Here is an 18,071-nt window from a genome sequence, read left to right as displayed (position 1 = left end):
TCCGTTCTTCATCCACGCTGGTTCGCTTCCACGGCATATCCTGGCTCCTCCTCAACCCAGGATACACCAAAAGTGTAACCAATGTCCTGACAGAACATGTTACCTATCTCATGATACCGTACATCGAGACGGACCCGCCCTACAATTCGTTTCTCAGATTATCTCTGCTATAGCAGTACAAACAGAACTTCTCGGACTCCACCACCCTACTCCCCCCAGTGCTCCAGGAGCTCGCGTTGTTTGGCGGTTATGTTCTTCGGGATGCGGACGTGCACCTCGACATACTGGTCGCCCGTTTGGTCACCGACCGCAAGGCCCAGTCCTTTCAGCCTCAGTTTCGCGCCCGGCTGCGTACCCGGCGGAATGGTCACCGAAATCGTCCTGGTCAGGGTCTTGACTTCTTTTTTGCAGCCGAGAATCGCTTCATTGAAGTCGATTTCGACTTTCGTGTAGATATCGTTGCCTTTGCGTTCGAAGTGCTGATCGGGCATGACATTCACCGTTATTATTAAATCGCCGCTATTTCCGCCGTATTCGCCCATATGTCCCTGGCCGCGCAGGCGAATTTTGCCGCCGTCTTCGATCCCGGCCGGGATTTTGACTGATAGTTTTTTGGGACGCCCTCGGAGCCGGATAGTCCGCTCGGTGCCGTACACCGATTCCGGAAAACTGATAGTGACGCTCGTGTGGGCGTCGGCGCCACGCTGCATACCCTCGCGCTGTGCGGGTCCGGCATTGCCGAACGGTCGCGCGCCACCACCGAACATCGACGACAGGATGTCTTCAAAACCGCCAAAATCCTGACCGCCGAAGCGAAAGCCGGTCCGTCCTCCGCGCTGGGCGCCGCCGAACAGGTCGTTGAAATCAAAATGGGCGCCCTGGAATCCGCCGGCGCCTCCGCCGGGACCGGCAAACGCGCCGTACTTGCGGAGGGTGTCGTATTCGCGACGCTTTTTCTCGTCGGACAGAGTCTCGTACGCCTCGGAGATCTCCTTGAAGCGCGCCTCAGCCGACGCATCGCCCTTGTTGCGGTCCGGGTGGTACTTCTTGGCCAACGTGCGAAACGCCTTCTTGATCTCCGCCGCGGAGGCGGTCTCTTTCAGGCCGAGTATGTCGTAGAAGTCTTTGGCCATCTGTCCATTTTGCTTTTCATCGTGGTCTCGGACGTGGTCGCAAAACACCACGGGATTTCGCATGCGTTGTTCATTCCGTCGCCCGTTCACCTGCCGAGGCGGGCTCGGGGTGACGGTTCATGTGTCGGGCTGCAAGCAGCCTCAGCCTGCGAATCTCGTCTATCTATACAATAATGTTCGTTCGTCCTTCGTTCAATCGCATTTATCATTGGTCGGGCGGCGATCACATGGATTGCAGACGCCGCGCGGCGATATGCCGCCCGACCACGGTTGTTCTATTCGATCACATCGTCTTTCGCCCATCGACAGTCTCAGAGCGACGGTATCGGTTGGTGGTGTCAGGCGGGGTCGCCTGACACCACATTTTCAGCTAGCTCACTTCCTTGAACTCGGCGTCGACGACGTCGTCCCTGGCGCCGTTACCTCCGCTGCGGCCCTGGTCATATGCCTGTCCGCCGGTGTCAGTGGTTGACTTCGAGTCTTCATGTGCGGCCCGCTGGTACATGGTCTGCGAAGCTGTCTGCCAGAGCTGGTTAAGCGCTTCAGTGGCGGACTGAATTTCCGACAGGTCGCTTCCCTTGAGCGCTTCTTTTAGACGACCGGCCGCGCTTTCGATCTTCGCCTTGCTGTCGACGTCGAGTTTGTCGCCGAATTCCACCATCTGTTTCTCGGACTGAAAGACAAGAGCGTCAGCCTGGTTGCGGGTCTCGACCGCACGCTTCTTCTCCTTGTCTTCGGATTCATGCGCTTTGGCATCGTCGACCATGCGATTGATCTCCGCCTCGCTCAGACCGGAGGAAGCTTCGATCCGCACGTTTTGTGTCTTACCGGTCGCCTGGTCTTTGGCAGTAACGTTGAGGATACCATTGGCGTCGATGTCAAAGGTGACTTCGATCTGCGGTATACCGCGAGGCGCCGGCGGGATGCCGTCGAGTATGAAGCGGCCGATGGTCTTGTTGTCGATCGCCATTTCGCGCTCGCCCTGCAGGACGTGAATGTCGACCTGCGTCTGGCTATCGGCAGCAGTTGAGAAGACCTGCGACTTCTTGGTCGGGATGGTCGTGTTGCGCTCGATCAGTTTGGTCATCACGCCACCGAGCGTTTCGATACCGAGCGACAGCGGGGTGACATCAAGCAGCAGTACTTCATCAACCACACCGGCCAGCACGCCGCCCTGGATTGCAGCGCCGAGCGCCACAACCTCGTCAGGATTGACGGAACGGTTCGGTTCACGCCCGAAGAACTGTTTGACGCGTTCGACAATCCTCGGCATGCGAGTCATACCGCCCACGAGGATGACATCGTCGATGTCCGTGACATCGACTTTCGCATCTTTAAGAGCGGCGTGCACGGGAGTCATTGACCGCTCGATCAAATCATCCACGAGCTGCTCGTACTTCGAGCGGGACAGGGACAGGTTCAGGTGCTTCGGACCGCTCGCGTCGGCCGTGATAAACGGCAGGTTGAGTTGGGTCTGCATCGTGGACGACAGTTCGATCTTGGCTTTCTCGGCGGCCTCTTTGAGGCGCTGGAGTGCCATCGGGTCTCTGGACAGGTCGATACCGTCGGATTTCCTGAACTCATCGATCATCCAATCGATAATGCGCTTGTCGAAATCGTCGCCGCCCAGATGGGTGTCCCCGTTGGTCGACAACACCTCGAACACTCCTTCCGACAACTCCAGAATCGAGATATCGAACGTACCGCCGCCGAGATCGTACACGGCAATCTTGCCGTGTTTCTTTCTGTCGAGGCCGTAGGCGAGGGCGGCCGCGGTCGGTTCGTTAATGATACGCTTGACCTCGAGTCCGGCGATCCGGCCGGCGTCTTTGGTGGCCTGCCGCTGGCGGTCATTGAAGTATGCAGGAACGGTGATAACAGCTTCCTTGATCGCGTGGCCGAGGTATTCTTCGGCGGTCTTCTTCATCTTGGCCAGAGTCATCGCCGAGATTTCCTGCGGCGTCTGCTGCTTTTCGCCCATCGTGACGACCGGTTCGCCGTTCGCGTTGGAGGTCACCTTGTACGGGAAGTTTTTGATCTCCTCACGGACCTCGTCGAACTTCCTGCCCATGAGTCGCTTGACTGAGAAGATCGTGTTCAGCGGATTGGTGACCGCCTGGCGCTTGGCGACCGCCCCAACGAGGCGTTCGCCGTTTTTGTCGATCGCGACCACCGACGGCGTCGTACGACCCCCTTCCGAGTTGGCGATGACTTGCGGCTCTTTGCCCTCGATCACCGCGACTACGGAGTTGGTGGTCCCCAGGTCAATTCCGATGATTCTATTCATAGCTTCTGCTCCTTTTCACAATCACTGTTTGCGTGAAAAAAGGCCGGCCGTTGCCGACCAGCCTTCCACCAAACGTTCTGCGCACCCTCGAAGGGGACACCTGACTTAGTTGACAGAGATTTCGATTTCTCTCGGCCTGGCCTCTTCCCGCTTGGCCAGCGTGACGGTCAGCAGTCCCTGACTGTAGTCGGCTTTCACGCTGTCCGTGTCGATCAGATCCGAGAGAGTGAAGGAGCGGGTAAACCGGCTGTCCCCGAACTCGCGGTGGACCACACGATCTTTCTGATCGTCGATTACAAACGACCGCTCACCTGTGACGACAAGGTTGCCGTCTTTTATCACGACGCGGAAATCTTCTTTCTTCATGCCCGGGGCTTCGAACACCAGGCGAACGTCGTTGTCGCTTTCAATGATATTCACGGACGGCTGGTAGCCGTTCAGGGCGCGACGAGAGACGACAGTCGTCAAGCCGAAGTCACCGAACATGTCATCGATCATACGGCTGAGACCGTTGCGCTGAGTCTGCATCAGGGTAGTCATGATTGATCTCCTTTTTTCTATTCTTTCGTTTTTTCATGTCTTTGTCTGCGGATAAAATAAGCAGGAGCCATGCCAGGATCGTTATTCGATTGCCTACCAACAACATAGCGGACATTGCCGGGTAGGACGATATCTTCATCTGCCAATATGACATGATTGAGCATTCCTTTGGCAGATATAAAAATGCCTGAATGGCGCGGTACTGCCATTCAGGCATGATCGTCTGATAGGACTGGGAGTTACCGGCGAGAGAGGACTTCGGCCAAGGCCTGCTGAACCGGTGAATTCTTAAAGAATATCCTCTGGGCAGCCGAGAGCGTGCTCTGATATCGTTTCAGCGAGTCGATGGAATCACTGTCGCCGATAGAGCCGAGAGCGCGTACGATGGCTGCGCGGACATCGTCTTTGGCCACTTTGCCGGCCACCAGTTCGCCCAGCCCGGCGTCATCGGCAAGTGATCTGGTGAGCCAATCGCGCGCGTCAGGGCCGCCGATTTTGCCGAGTGCAAGGATGGCACGGACCGAGACCGATGGGTTTCGTCGGACGATATCGATGAGGATCGGCGCGGCATTGCGGTCACCAATGACGCCGATCGCAATGACGGCGGCTTCGGCGACCGTCCGGATAGGGTCCTCAGCCATGAGGGCGAGCAAATCGATCGCCTCTTCCCCGCCGATCTTTTCGAGCGAGCGGATGATTTCGCGACGGACACGGGTATCGGGATCACTGAGGCGCAGACGGAGCGGCACGACCCCCTCGGGGTCATTCAGGTTCCCCAATACGAAAATGGAGTTTCTCACGACGTACCACTTGGCGTCCGGCAGTTCCTGGCGTCCCTGCTCGCGCTCGAACCAGCAGTCGTCGACCAGAATGCGGGTAAACACCCGCAACGACGACTTTCCGAGTTCGGCCAGGATTCGCAGCGACTGCTGGCGAATCGCACGAATCGGATGGGCGATGATCTCGGCCAGCGACAGGGCAATCTCCTCGGAGCCGATAGCAACCATAGTATCCCGGACACGGTCGAGGCTGGGATTGGACGACTTCATGATTTCGTCCACCAGTTGTTTGATAGCGACCGGCTGGTTTATGTTGGCGAATCCCTTTTTGACGGCCATCGAGTCGTAGACGGTGACGCCGTCAGTCACCTGACGCCGGCGCGCCATCTCGCGCGTGAGCGACGCCGTGAGATCGTATCGTTCTTCCGTCATGCAGCGGGTGAATACCGTGCCGATCAGTTCTGAGAACTCATACGTTTCCTGGCGCGAGGCGAGGCGGCTGACGATTGCCTCGACGGATTTTTCGAGGACGACATTATCGGTAATCGCCGACAAACCCTCGATTGCGCTGGTAGCGAGATCGAGCGCCCGCTGGCGGAAGTCGGGGTTGGTGTCGGTCATGCGGTCGATGAGATAATTAAGTGTGTCCACGGCCGTCGACTGCTGTCCGGTGCGGGTTAGCCGCTCGAAAGCGTCGGTGAACTCCGTCGATCCGTAGCGCTGCGAGCCGGGTGTGAAAATCGTTTCCAGGATAATCTCCAGCTGAGTGCGCGTCTCGATTTTGATTCGCCCGGTAGCGCTTGACCGGTCCTCTTTCGCGGAGCTGCCGGTGATGGATCGAACGGCGTCCTGATCCATGTCAGCCACGATAGCCTGCCGGTCGGGGTGACGCTCGATCATCTGCATGACCGACATGAAGCGGGACAGCTCCATGTCGCGTCCGGGCGTATCGACGCTTTTCAGCTCGACCGCCCAGCGGCTCAACTGCTGCTGAAGGCGGGATGCAGGCATCGCGATTATCTTCTCGGGGATCACATACGAGACGATCTCCGGGAAGAAGTCGATACCGTACTGCACCAGAGAATCGGAATCGGCATGCTGCAGCTGTGCGAGTAACCGGATATCGTCGCCAACCTGATCAAGCGCGAGCCGCCGTATGCTGAAGTCGCCATCCACGTCGCCGCGATACTGCTTCTGTTCTTCGAACATGTGGACCGCCCGCTCGGAATTCACCTCGATACTGTCAATTCCGTCCTTGCGAAGCTGATCGGCCATTCGGCCGGAGGCGCTGTACGACGGCGAGCGATGCACGAGACGGTCAAGGAACATACCGAACTGCTGATTTGTGACTGAGTCGCGAATCAGAATGGCCTGCAGTTCCTGCATCTGCATCAACTGAATCAACTGGGCCGTGAACACGGACTCTTTTATCCGGATATTGGCCAGATGGAGATATCCCTTCTGGAGGTTGATGTTGACGAAGTGGCGGAAGTGAAAGACCTGGCTGAGGAAGACGAACGGTTTGGCCACGGCTTTTTCGGCAACCGGGTGGTCCCCGCCGTAGATCGCAACCTTTTTCGCAGCCATGGCGGTTTCCCGGACCAGGGCGTGGGCGAGTTCGTTAAGATCCGTCCTGAGAGTGGATTCGCGCGTCGGCCGAACGAGATTTGTGTTCATCGGTTTCCCCGAAACAGGTTATGTATCCTTTGTCGGTGGCGACGACAACACGTCGACCATCGGTCACCGGCGATGCCGTCACCGCGCCTTTGAGCGCGACTCGGTCGACGAGGTCGCCGGTTGTTCGGTTCAGCACAAACACCTCGCCGGCCATCGTGGCGGTCACAACAAACGAGCCTGCAATCAGCGGGGCCGCCCGTACGACGGTCAACACATGATAGCGCCAGCGGATCTTTCCGGTCGCCGGATCGAGAGCGACTACATCACCGCCGTTGGTACCGACAATTACGGACGTCTCGGACACAGCCGGCGCGGCCCAGATCGGGTGGCCGACATCCTGCCTCCAGACAACGGAGCCGTCGGAAGGCACTATTGCCGTAACGGTCCCGCCGATGTCGGCTGCTACGACCACACTGCCGACTGCAACCGGCGCGGCGACCGGGGACGGCAACGTCACGCGGTAACGCTCGCTGCCATCGGCAGCGTCCAGGGCGACGATCTGATTCTGGCCGACCGGCTGAAAGATCAGCCCGTGACCGGCCGATGGCGGGACACTGACCCGGGAGCCGGTTTCAGTCTGCCATCGGGTGGAACCGTCGGCTGGGTCTACCGCCAGCACCTGGCCTGAAGCGCATCCGATTATCAGGCTATTATTGACTAGTATCGTCCCGCCTGCAGCTTCCTTTACAGGGAGCTGCCAGAGGTCGTCATGGTTGAGCAGATTGACGGCCTGCAGGCGGTGTTTCCTGGCGTCCAGGAGGTAGAATCCAAGAGAATCTGACATGACCATTCCGGCCTGCGTATATCCGCCGGATTTAAGCTTGCCCAAAAGATCACCCGTGGCGATGTCGAAAAACTCCACTTTCTTGCGGGTGCCGGGGTACACCAGCGTTCCGTAGTAGACTGTCAGAGGTCCCGCCGGTTTGCCGTTGGTGCGGTGCTGCCAGACCACCGAGAGACGGCCATTGAAGGCGCCGTCGACCGCACCCGACGCGTCGGCATGACCTCTGAAAAACGGCCACGGGGCGGGCTCGTTCAGATGTTCCCTATCCAGCGTGTATCTGCCGCTGCAGCCGGCCAGCGCAATTACGGCAAGGGCCAGGACAATACGTACGCGCGTCATCAGAAATTCCATCCGAAGAAGAAATCGAAATCCCAGTCGGGGCTGATGGTCTCAAAGTCCGTTGTCCGGGCGAAGTCAAAGCGAAGCAGCAGGACGTAGCCGAGACTCACCCGAAATCCGAAACCCATTGATCCATACCACTGGTCGAGCTTGTCGTCCCAGGCTGAGCCGGAATCGAAAAAGAGCGCGCCGCGGATTCCACGAAAGCCCAGCCCGCCGATCGGGAAACCGATGTAGAGATTGTCGATCAAGGGAAAGCGCAGTTCGTTGGACATAAACAGGACGTTGCGCGCGTACCATTGCCGCCGATCGTAACCACGGAAGGACCAGCTGCCGCCGAAATAGATCCGCTGCGGCTCGAGACCCGAGGACGTAAACGCAAAAAGCCGGTTGGCATATGCTGACACGCGCCCGAGCCGGAAGTAATGGCGGATGTCCACCAGTGCCTGCCGGTTATAATTGCGACCTTCGGTAAGTGATGTCGTCAGGCCCACCGTCACGTTGTAGCGTCGGCCCTCAATCGGTCCCGAAATATCCCAGAAGGAGTTGTCGTATACCCAGCGGAGATAGTTCGTAACCAGGAAGCCTTCCCGGTCACGCAGCCCAAAGCGACGTTCCTTCTTCGAGTAACGGGCGTAGTTCGTGTATTCGATCCGCTGAAACTTGGACACGGGGTAACTGAGAAATCCGATCAGGCCCGCCTGGCGCTCATCATAATACTGGTCGAAATCGTTGTAGTACTCGTCGTAGAGGTGAATCGCGCCCAGCCCCCAGTTGAGCTGTCGTTCCTGGTTGATATAGGTGAGACCGACGTTGAACGACGACAGGATCTCATCTTTGGTCTCGGCCGTGTTCGTCAGGAGCAGGTAGTAAATGTGGTTGCCGAGGATGTCGCTGAGGGCAACCTGCAGACCGCCCGCCGATCCGTAGACGGGATCATATACGACCATTGACTGCGCGATGTCGAACGAATACTCGGTATCATACTTGATCGAGGACGCGCTGTACTTCTGATCGATCGTTTTGGGCGCCCACTGCGCAATACCGGGAGCGATAGTGTGAGTGACCGGTTCGGGTTCGGTCGTCAGTTTCATCCGGTAGATCTGGAACGCCGCATCCTGATACCCGGTAAACGTCAGGTACTTGCCGTCGGGAGACAGGCGGGGATCGAAGGCACCCGTGATATACGTGGACTGGCGCGTCAGTACGCCGTTGGACTCAAGCAGGAAAAGATTGAAAGACCCCTCGCGATCAGACGAGAAGTAAATTCCGTGTGCGGTGATTTCGGGAGACTGGTCCTTGAACGGGCCAAACGTAAGCTGTGTCAGTGAGCGTGTAGACAATTCTAGCCTGTAGAGATTGAGAGCTCCAGCGTGCCCGTCGGCACACCGATCCGACGAAAAGACAATTGCGGAGCCGTCGGGCGTAAAGGCTGGATCGATGTCGTAGTATACATCGTCCGTCAGCGGAGTCAGATCACCGGAACCAAGGTCGAGCAGATAGAGATCGGAGAACCCCGACATCTCCATACCGGAAAAGACCACGTGCCTTCCATCGGGTGAGAATCGCGGCGAACGGGCGGCGACGAGGTGGTCGAAGCCATATCGATTCGTCACTTTTCCTTCTCTGAGATCGTAGATGTTGATAACGTCCCGCTCGCGAGACTTCGAAGAAAAGACAATCTTGCCGTTTCTGGAGGCATCGATACCTGAGCGAAGGAGGTACAGGGACTCAAACTGGGCGGAGCGCTCGCCCTTCACGAGCGTCTTTATGCCGTTTTTGTCTTTGCGCGCGGGTTTCATGTAGATGCCGCTGTAACCGACGCGGTTGGCCTTGAAGACTATCCAATCCTGTTCCCCGTGGCCATCATCCCAGCGTATGGGCACGCCTTCCACGGCATATCCATCGGGCGTGAGCCTTTCAGCTTCCATTTTGGGAAGATCAAGATCGGATATCTCCGGGAAGTAGCGCTTTTTCAGCGAATACTCCCATTTGCGCGAGACCTCGTTGAGATCTTCACCCAGCGTCACCTTAACCACTTCATCGAAGGATCGTCCCCGATGCCAGTTCTCGAAGAGCAGAAGCAATTTGTCCTCACCGTACGTGGTGTCGATGAAGGTGCAAATCGACTCGCCGAGCTTGTACATGAAATACGTGCCGTGCACGATCCAGAGCTGGTCGATCGTCGGCAGGTTGCCGGTCACGACCATGTCTTTCACGATCATATCCGCTTCGGTGTCCCACCGCTTGGACCAGTACTCCGCGATACCTTCGGTGAACCACAGCGGCGGATAGCTGTAACGGATGCGGGCCTGCCGGTCCACGACAGCGCTCAGTTTCGACAGCGTGAACACATGCACGAGTTCATGACGAATGACGTGAGCGAAATCGTGGTAAGAACCGTGGAACGGCACGACAACTCGTCCCTTGAGGAACTCGGTGAAACCGGCCACTTCTTCCGGTATCAACTGGGGAAGGATATTGGTTTGCGAAAAATAGTTGGGGGCGCTGTATATGATCAGGGGAATGTACTCGTCCACTTCATGGCCGAACTCGATCGCCAGTTCCCGATAGGACTTTTCGGCTTCGTACGCGGCGATCTTTGCTATTTCCGCCCCTTCAGTATAAAAATAGATGTGGAAATGCTCGGTGGTCATGACCTGCCAGTCGAAATGAGTGTAATTGACCTTGTTCTTTCCGAAGTAGAACTGGGCCCGGGCCGGCCCGGCAAACAGAGCAACGGTCAGGATGAAGATGCCGACGACCAGCGTTCGGTTCAGGAAGAGAACGAATGCTGTGCCTGGATGGCCGCTCATACGGTCACTGGCTCCTGTGGTGAGGTCCGTATCGGTAACACTCGTAACGACGAATCAGTTTCTGGTTTTGTCCATTTGGAAAGACCATGCGGGGCCGCTCCGGGCCTCCACCGGTCCTGTTATTCTGTTGTCGGACAAGGAGCGCCGATCACTTAGCTATTCAATAATACCGGTTTCTGCGCCGCATTCAAGGCAGCGTCCGGCGCGAAGCGAGCGTTTGCGCGCGCGGAAGCCGGAGCGTTCGATCAGAACCGCACCGCACGAAGGGCAGTGGCTGTCGGACGTTCCCTCAACGGAAAGATTACCGACAAATACGTACGCCAGGCTCTTTCGCGCCAAATCGAAGGCACGCCGCAGGGTGTTTTTCGGGGTGGGCGGCGCGTCGAACTGGTAGTCCGGATGATAGGCCGAAAAGTGCAACGGGATCCGCGGATTCACCGAGATAATGAAATCAGTCAGGGCGCCGAAATCGTGGTCGGAGTCATTGTACCCCGGTATGACCAAATTGGTGATTTCAAGATGTACCCCGGCCTCAGACATTGCCCGGATGGTGTCCAGCACCGGTTCAAGTCTGCCTCTGCAAATGCGGCGATAGAAATCCGGACGCATTCCCTTCAGGTCGATGTTGGCGGCGTCGACCAGGGGGATCAACTCCGCAAGCGGGGCCGGATTGATATACCCGTTGGATACAAGTACCACCTTCTTGCCGTTCTCGCGAAGCAACGGCGCCGTATCGCGGATGTACTCGAACCAGACCATGGGTTCCGTGTACGTGAAGGCCACACCGACAGAGTCGTGTTCATGCGCCAGCAGGGCAAGCTGCTCCGGCGGACAATAGGTGGTGCGTGTACGCACCTGTGAAATTGACCAGTTCTGGCAGTGGCGGCATCCGAGGTTGCAGCAGTTGGCTCCAGTGGACAGAATTGTGGAGCCGGGATAGAAATGGTATAGCGGCTTTTTTTCGATCGGATCGACCGCGAGTGTAACCAGCTCGCCATAGTTGTCAGTAACCAGCTCCCCATGTCGGTTGTACCGGCTGCGGCAGATACCTTGCTGGCCCTCTTTCATACGGCAATTAGCCGGACACAGCAGGCACCGCACGAGTCCGGACTGTGTTTCTTCCCAGTACGCGGCAGGTCTAATCATGGCTCTCGCTCCCGCGCCAGATAGTCGGTTACAGCGGCGAGATCGTCGAATACGCTGTGCGGCGGCAGGGCTCCGAAAAGGCGCTTTTCGGCTTCCCTGCCGTATCCGGTACGCACGAGAAAGGAACGGGCGCCAATGGTTTTGCCCAGGAATACATCGCTCTCGCGGTCGCCGACGACCACAGAGCGCCTCAAATCGATACCTAGCTCCGATGCAGCTTGCTCGGGCATGCCGGGCGACGGTTTCCGGCAGTCGGCGTCGGTTGCATACTCACGAACGGCGCCATCTTTGTGAAATGGGCAGTAATATACACCGTCGACATCAACGTGTTCGGCTGACAGCAATTCGCGCATGCGTGCGTTTACGATCTCCACAGTCTCAGTGGTGAAATAGCCGCGCGCCACACCGGACTGGTTGGAGACGACGACAATTCGATAACCCAGCGACCGCGCCGTGCGAAGCGCCTTCGCCGCGCCGCGCTCCAGCTCGACGCTGTCCGGATCAGACGGGAACTCCTTCTCCACGATGACCGTACCGTCGCGATCAACAAAGAGGGCGGGGCGCAGATTCCGTGCGTGTTCCAGCATCTGAGTCAGTTCATTTACTACACCATCCACGGACAGCCGCGTGAAGCAGTATTGCTCATCGCGGAAACAGGGCGTTCGGCCGTGCAGAGAACAGGGCCGGCACCACTCGTCCACATCAATGACGCGGTCGAGCAATCCCCGGGGGGCAAAACCAAGGGCGGTGTGAGTGGGACCGAACAACGCCGCCACAGGCGTGCCGACTGCCGATGATAGATGTGCGATCCCGGAGTCGTTGGCGACCGCAAGATCGCACGTGGCGAGTTCGGCGGCCAAATCCGGAATCGGACAATCAACGCACTCGACCAGGTGGGTTGTCGGTATGTAATCACCGATCTGCCATGTTGGCCGAATGTCCTGTGTCACGGCCCACACGATGGATGCACCGTGCCGTCGTTGCATCTCGACGGCGGTGTCGCGGAATCGTTCCAATCCCCACTGCTTTGGGGGATGGGCTGCACCGGGGGCGACCAATACACGGGGATGATGGCCGGTCCCATGCCGAGCTATCCGCTCCGTCGACAGGATCGGCCGACGAGCGTGCACCGAGACACCCAGGGACACTAGTGCCTGATTGTACAGATCGATGGTGTGTGGGATATGCGCAGGAATTTGCTTATGACGTCGACTCACCATTCGACGCCTCTCCAGTCGGCGCTTGGGATAAACAGCCGTTTGATCGGCCGAAATCACCTTCCGAGCCAACCACGACCGTTGATTGCCGTGCAGATCAACTACGTGCGTGTACGAACGCGAGTCAAGTCGCATTAACGAGCCGTACAACGCGGCAACCGACGCGTGATCGGGTATAGTCGCAATCTCGTCCACGCCATCGAACAGCTCTACCACCGGACGAAACGATTCCTTTGTGAGGAACACGATGTGCCCGTGCGGGAAGGCGATGCGCAGGTTGACGATCACCGGCGTTGTGAGCAGAATATCGCCGAGTGACGAGAATCTGATAACCAGAATGCGTTCGTTCATTTACAGAAAAAGATACAGAGCAAGCGCACCGGCGGCAAAGCAATAATAGGCGAAGTAGTCAAATGCTCCCCTGCGAATCGTTGCAAGAACGGCGTACACGGCAACGAGTCCGGTCAGAAACGACAAGACGGTTCCAAGCAGATAGGGTAAGAGGTGAGCGGAATCGGCCGTCAGCACGTCGCCGATTTGGAGCACGGCCGCGCCTGCAATCGCCGGAATGGCCATAAGGAAGGAAAACTCCGCAGCAAGTGCGGGATTCACGCCGACAAACATGCCGGCGGCGATTGTCGACCCGGAGCGAGAAATGCCCGGGAGTATAGCGCAGGCCTGACCTGCACCCATGATAAGCGCCGATAACCACTGCACCGATTTGTCTCCCTTATGAACGAATCTCGTGGCAAGCAAAATGGCGCCGGTAACAAAGAGCATGGCAGCGGTCGACAGCGGATCGTTGAAGGCGGCCTCAAAAAAGTCCTTGAACAATATACCGGCAAGTCCTGCCGGTATCGAACCAATAATGAGCAGAAGCAGCATGCGGCGTTCTTCCAGCATCGACGGTGTGTACAGAGATTGGATCAGGCGGGTGATTCGACGACGGAAATACACGACCACAGAAAAAAGCGTTCCCAGGTGGGCGAGCACTTCGAAAGTCACACCGGGATCACTGACGCCAAGCAGCGCTTGCGCGATAACGAGGTGACCGGATGAGGATACCGGTAAAAACTCAGTCAATCCCTGCAAAATGCCGAGCAGGATGGCGTCAAGATAGCTCATACAAGAAGGCCCCGCCGCAGGCGGGGCCAATACAATTTTCTCCGGTTGTTCTCACATAACGTTGAAGTCAATACCGAAAAAGACACCGTCGTTGCCGTCGAGCTGGAACTCGCCGTACAAGGTGGTTGCTTTGCTCGGTGCCCACGAAACTCCGCCGTGGAACCCGAATTCAAGATTGGAGTCACTGTCGTCACCTACCGGCAAATCAACGCTGATGCTTTCCAGGCGAATTCCGACCCGTGCATACGGGCTTAGCGTCCCCCCCGATCTCAGGGCGACGGGATAGGAGCCGAGCGCGAAGGTGCCAAGCTGCAGCACCGATACCGCGTCGTAGTCGACATACTCGAACAGGCCGCCGATAGCCATATCGAAGGGGTATTTGCCGTTGGGCTGATAGTTCCAGATCTGCCACTTCATATCAGCGCCAATCGTGAATTTCGTATCTGCACCGTCAGCATCGATGAGGCCAAGCTTTAGCCGGCCGTCCATGTACGTGGACAACCCGTAGGTCAGCGCTCCGAAGAATGACGTAGCATCAGCTATACCGACACCGCCCATGAAGTTGGCCTTTCCGGCCCCGACCGGCTGCGCGGTCGACAAATTGCCGAAGGCCGAGCCGGCCGCATCGATGGAGTAGCCGCCGCTCGTACCGATGAAGACTAGTGCTATGGCAGTAGCAATTATCTTTTTCATGCAAGTAGATCCTTATTGTCCGTTTCTGTTTTTCGAGTGGTGCGCAGAAAGTATCCTGCCCCGACAGACGTGTCAACCTAAAAAAGCCATCACTCTATTAATTGTTGACACGTTCACTCCTCGATGCATCCTTTGATCGTGTTGGCATTCATGGACCTCGGGATCGGACGTGCAATTGTACCCGGCAATGCCGGGGTTCGTTCCCAAAGATATGAATCGTCCGTGTTTATTGAGGAGTCGCATCAATGACAAAAACAAGAGAGCGCTGGGGGTCGCGCCTGGGTATTATCCTGGCGGTCGCCGGCTCCGCGGTGGGTCTGGGAAACTTTCTTCGTTTTCCGTCCGAGGCGGCGCAAAACGGCGGCGGCGCGTTTATGATTCCTTACTTCGTCGCTCTGGTCCTGATCGGCGTCCCCCTCATGTGGGCCGAATGGACGGCGGGACGATTCGGCGGCGGCTTCGGCCACTCGTCGGCGCCGGGCATCTTCCATAGCATGTACAGGAAGAACCGATTCGTGAAATATTTCGGGGTCATGGGCATTTTCGGACCGTTTGTGATCTACATGTTCTATGTGTATCTGGAGTCGTGGTGTCTGGCATTCGCTTACTACTCTCTTGCGGGCAAGCTTCACTTTTCGTCGCCCGACGGGTACATCCAGTTTCTTCAGTGGTATCAGGGCGTGAGTGACAGTGGTTTCTTCTCCGGATCAGTCCCCGGCATCGTCTTTTTCCTGATCACGCTTGTACTGAACCTGGCGGTCACGTATTCCGGTATTCGCGGTGGCGTGGAGAGGCTGTGCAATATTGCGCTGCCAGCGCTGTTTATCATGGCGGTGGTGCTGGCGATCCGGGTCTTGACGCTCGACGCTCCAGTCGGTGCGGCTGACGGTCGGGATTCGATCGGCGGCCTCGGCTTTTTGTGGAACCCGGACCTCTCGGCACTCGGTAAACCATCGGTCTGGCTGGCCGCCGCCGGACAGGTCTTCTTCACGCTCTCGGTCGGGATGGGTGTTATCCTGACGTATTCAAGCTACCTCACCCGCAACGACGACATTGCCTTGTCGGGTCTGACGGCGGCAACAACCAATGAATTCGCCGAAGTTGTATTGGGGGGATCGATTGTCATCCCGGCGGCATTCGTCTTCTTTGGTCAGGACTTTCTCATGAACGCGAACAACCTCGGATCGTTTGATCTCGGGTTTCTGGCAATGCCACAGATCTTCGCCGGAATTCCGGGTGGCGCCTTCTGGGGATTCCTGTGGTTTTTCATCCTCTTCCTGGCCGGAATAACCTCGTCTATTTCGGTCGCGCAACCGACCGTAGCCTTCCTGGAAGATGAATTCAACCTCTCCCGCCAGAAGGCAGTGCGCATTTTCGGCGTGGCTGCCTTCGTCCTGTGTCAACCCGCGGTCTGGTTTCTTCATCGCGGGGTGCTCGACGAACTGAATTTCTGGGGCGGTACGTTTATTATCGTTATCGGGGCACTATTCGAGTTAATCCTGCTGGCATGGGTATTCGGAATCGACAAGGCCTGGGATGAACTGCACTGCGGCTGCCGGATGCGCGTTCCACGAATATTCCGCTATATCATCAAATACGTGTCCCCGACCCTGCTAATCGCCATGCTGATCTGGTGGCTGGCGACGGACTGGTGGGCGGTCATCACAATGGACGGAGTGCCCGATCAAAATGTCCCGTATGTGTTGGGTATCCGCCTGATTCTTCTCGCATTGATCGCCACGATTGCCGTACTCGTCTGGGTCGCGTGGAGACGGCGTCCTGAAGGCGACCGTACGACGCAGAAAGGAGCGAATATATGACCACCGGCGGCTGGATATTCATGCTGATAAGCTGGGGAGTGATTCTGTCGCTCATGGTGTTCACCTACGTGCGTACGATCACCTGCAAGCCACAAGCGGAGGACGACAAGTAGTCAAGGGGGCGATAGTGCCCGGTGTCGCAAAATGGCAAGGCCGGCGGCGGAATGATCCGCGGCCGGCCTTCGTATTTGCAGGTGTGCGTGGCAATCAATAGATAGAGTATTTGGCGATACGATCGCGTAGCGTATTGCGCGAAATCCCGAGTGTTTCCGAGGTCTTGACCTGGTTCCCGTCGAAGTGTTTCAAGCACGACGAGATGATGGCCCGCTCCAGCGCCGAATTCAGGAAGTGGTATATCTGCCCCGGCGAGTTACCGATGAGGCGCGGCATTATGGGATCCACGATCTTCTTGAAGGTTTCGAAATAGTCTTCCTGCAACTCCGACAAATCGAGTTCGACGCGGGGGCTTTCTTCGGCCAGTGACGGGAAGTCTTCCGGCTGGAGCGCCTCGTTTTTCGACATCACCATCGCGGTGTGGACGTTGTTATCGAGTTCGCGAACATTGCCCGGCCAGTGGTATCGGCCCAGCGCCTGCATGGCCTTCTTGGAAACCTGCTTGACCGGAACGCCCAGCTGCGCGGAAAACTTGTTCATGAAGTAGTCGATGAGCAACGGTATATCGGAGCGGCGATCGCGCAGCGGTGGTATGTAAACGGACACAACCTTCAGGCGGTAGAACAAGTCCACACGGAAGGAGCCGTCTTTCATACACTGAACCAGCGATTTGTTGGTAGCGGCGATTATTCGGACGTCGACATTGATCGATTCGTTGCCGCCGACTCGCTCGAACTGCTTTTCCTGCAGAACGCGCAGCAGTTTGGACTGCGTCAGCATGCTCATATCGCCGATTTCATCGAGAAACAGCGTACCGGCGTCGGCCTGCTCGAATTTTCCGATCCGCTTGTAATATGCGCCGGTGAAGGCGCCCTTTTCGTGCCCGAACAGCTCGGACTCCAACAAAGTCTCGGTCAGCGCGGCGCAGTTGACGGACAAAAACGCGTTGTTCTTTCGCTTGGAATTGCGGTGTATGGCGCGAGCCACCAATTCCTTGCCGGTGCCGGACTCGCCGAATATCAGTACAGCGGCGTCGGTCTTGGCGACCTGGCCGATCAGTTTGGCGATTTCGACAATCTCCGGCGAGCGGCCGACAATCTCGTCGAGCCCCTCTACCCTGCCCGGCTCCGCGACCGGGACTTGCTGAGGGCGAAGATGAGAATGGAAACCACAGGCCTTATTGACCGTGTCGATCAGTTTCTCGATCTGAAACGGCTTGGTCAGATACTCGTAGGCCCCTTCCCGCATCGCCTCAATCGCGTTCTCGGTCGATACGAACCCCGAGATCATAATCACGGGGATATCGCCGTCGATCTGTTTGATCTGCTTGAGCACGTCGAGCCCCGAAAGAGTCGGGAGGTTTACATCAAGCATTACGAGGTCGATGTTTTCCGTCTCCGAAAGAAAGTGGGAAACGTCGGCCCCGTCCTCGAGAAACTCGAACGTGAACTTCTCGGGATCGAACAGGTTCGCCAGTGATTGCGATACCTCTCTGTCGTCGTCAACCAGCAGTATGTTTTTCATTACTCGCAGTGTCCCTGATGGTACACTGTTTTTTATCGGCGGATTCGGCGAAAGGTATAGGGGTAAAGTGTTCGCAA

The 18,071-nt window shown here is 57.2% G+C and carries 13 protein-coding genes; 1 reads left to right on the top strand and 12 read right to left on the bottom strand.

The window, feature by feature from the left end; translation table 11 throughout:
* Positions 1-206 precede the first annotated feature (206 nt).
* The 11 genes from RBT76_14315 to RBT76_14265 all read right to left on the bottom strand — a co-directional run bounded on the left by RBT76_14315 (position 207) and on the right by RBT76_14265 (position 14,536).
* On the bottom strand, positions 207-1,196 hold the full coding sequence (locus RBT76_14315) for a DnaJ C-terminal domain-containing protein (GenBank protein ID MDX9858958.1): 990 nt from the start codon (positions 1,194-1,196) through the stop codon (positions 207-209).
* Positions 1,197-1,503: 307 nt separating this feature from the next.
* A complete protein-coding gene (gene dnaK, locus RBT76_14310) occupies positions 1,504-3,420 on the bottom strand; it encodes a molecular chaperone DnaK (protein MDX9858957.1) in 1,917 nt (638 codons plus the stop codon).
* A 105-nt stretch (positions 3,421-3,525) separates the two neighbouring features.
* Positions 3,526-3,960: an Hsp20/alpha crystallin family protein gene (locus tag RBT76_14305; protein ID MDX9858956.1), complete on the bottom strand. Its 435-nt coding sequence runs from the start codon at positions 3,958-3,960 to the stop codon at positions 3,526-3,528.
* A gap of 17 nt (positions 3,961-3,977) precedes the next feature.
* Entirely contained in the window at positions 3,978-4,169 is a 192-nt protein-coding gene (locus RBT76_14300) for a hypothetical protein (GenBank protein ID MDX9858955.1), read from the bottom strand.
* A gap of 30 nt (positions 4,170-4,199) precedes the next feature.
* On the bottom strand, positions 4,200-6,326 hold the full coding sequence (locus RBT76_14295) for a HEAT repeat domain-containing protein (protein ID MDX9858954.1): 2,127 nt from the start codon (positions 6,324-6,326) through the stop codon (positions 4,200-4,202).
* Between the two features lie 34 nt (positions 6,327-6,360).
* Complete coding sequence (locus tag RBT76_14290) at positions 6,361-7,539, bottom strand: PQQ-binding-like beta-propeller repeat protein (protein MDX9858953.1); 1,179 nt, start codon at positions 7,537-7,539, stop codon at positions 6,361-6,363.
* Positions 7,539-10,355, bottom strand: a complete 2,817-nt coding sequence (locus RBT76_14285) for a hypothetical protein (GenBank protein ID MDX9858952.1) — start codon at positions 10,353-10,355, stop codon at positions 7,539-7,541. The genes RBT76_14290 and RBT76_14285 overlap by 1 nt, the downstream gene beginning before the upstream one ends.
* Positions 10,356-10,511: 156 nt before the next feature.
* On the bottom strand, positions 10,512-11,501 hold the full coding sequence (gene amrS, locus RBT76_14280; protein ID MDX9858951.1) for an AmmeMemoRadiSam system radical SAM enzyme: 990 nt from the start codon (positions 11,499-11,501) through the stop codon (positions 10,512-10,514).
* Positions 11,498-13,069 carry an HAD-IIIA family hydrolase gene (locus tag RBT76_14275; GenBank protein MDX9858950.1) on the bottom strand — a complete coding sequence of 524 codons (1,572 nt, stop codon included), beginning with the start codon at positions 13,067-13,069 and terminating at the stop codon, positions 11,498-11,500. Before RBT76_14275 ends, amrS begins: the two co-directional genes overlap by 4 nt.
* Positions 13,070-13,843: an undecaprenyl-diphosphate phosphatase gene (locus tag RBT76_14270; GenBank protein MDX9858949.1), complete on the bottom strand. Its 774-nt coding sequence runs from the start codon at positions 13,841-13,843 to the stop codon at positions 13,070-13,072.
* A gap of 51 nt (positions 13,844-13,894) precedes the next feature.
* The gene (locus RBT76_14265) at positions 13,895-14,536 is read right to left on the bottom strand and encodes a hypothetical protein (protein ID MDX9858948.1); all 642 of its coding nucleotides are present in this window, start codon (positions 14,534-14,536) and stop codon (positions 13,895-13,897) included.
* Positions 14,537-14,781: 245 nt separating this feature from the next.
* Here RBT76_14265 and RBT76_14260 point away from each other — a divergent pair, with 245 nt between their 5' ends.
* The gene (locus tag RBT76_14260; GenBank protein ID MDX9858947.1) at positions 14,782-16,356 is read left to right on the top strand and encodes a sodium-dependent transporter; all 1,575 of its coding nucleotides are present in this window, start codon (positions 14,782-14,784) and stop codon (positions 16,354-16,356) included.
* A 207-nt stretch (positions 16,357-16,563) separates the two neighbouring features.
* Here RBT76_14260 and RBT76_14255 read toward each other — a convergent pair whose 3' ends face one another.
* A complete protein-coding gene (locus RBT76_14255; GenBank protein MDX9858946.1) occupies positions 16,564-17,994 on the bottom strand; it encodes a sigma-54 dependent transcriptional regulator in 1,431 nt (476 codons plus the stop codon).
* Positions 17,995-18,071: the final 77 nt, after the last annotated feature.

The sequence above is a fragment of the Candidatus Zixiibacteriota bacterium genome (assembly GCA_034003725.1).
Classification (GTDB): Bacteria; Zixibacteria; MSB-5A5; order GN15; family FEB-12; genus WJMS01.
This window is presented reverse-complemented; position numbering and strand designations above follow the sequence as displayed.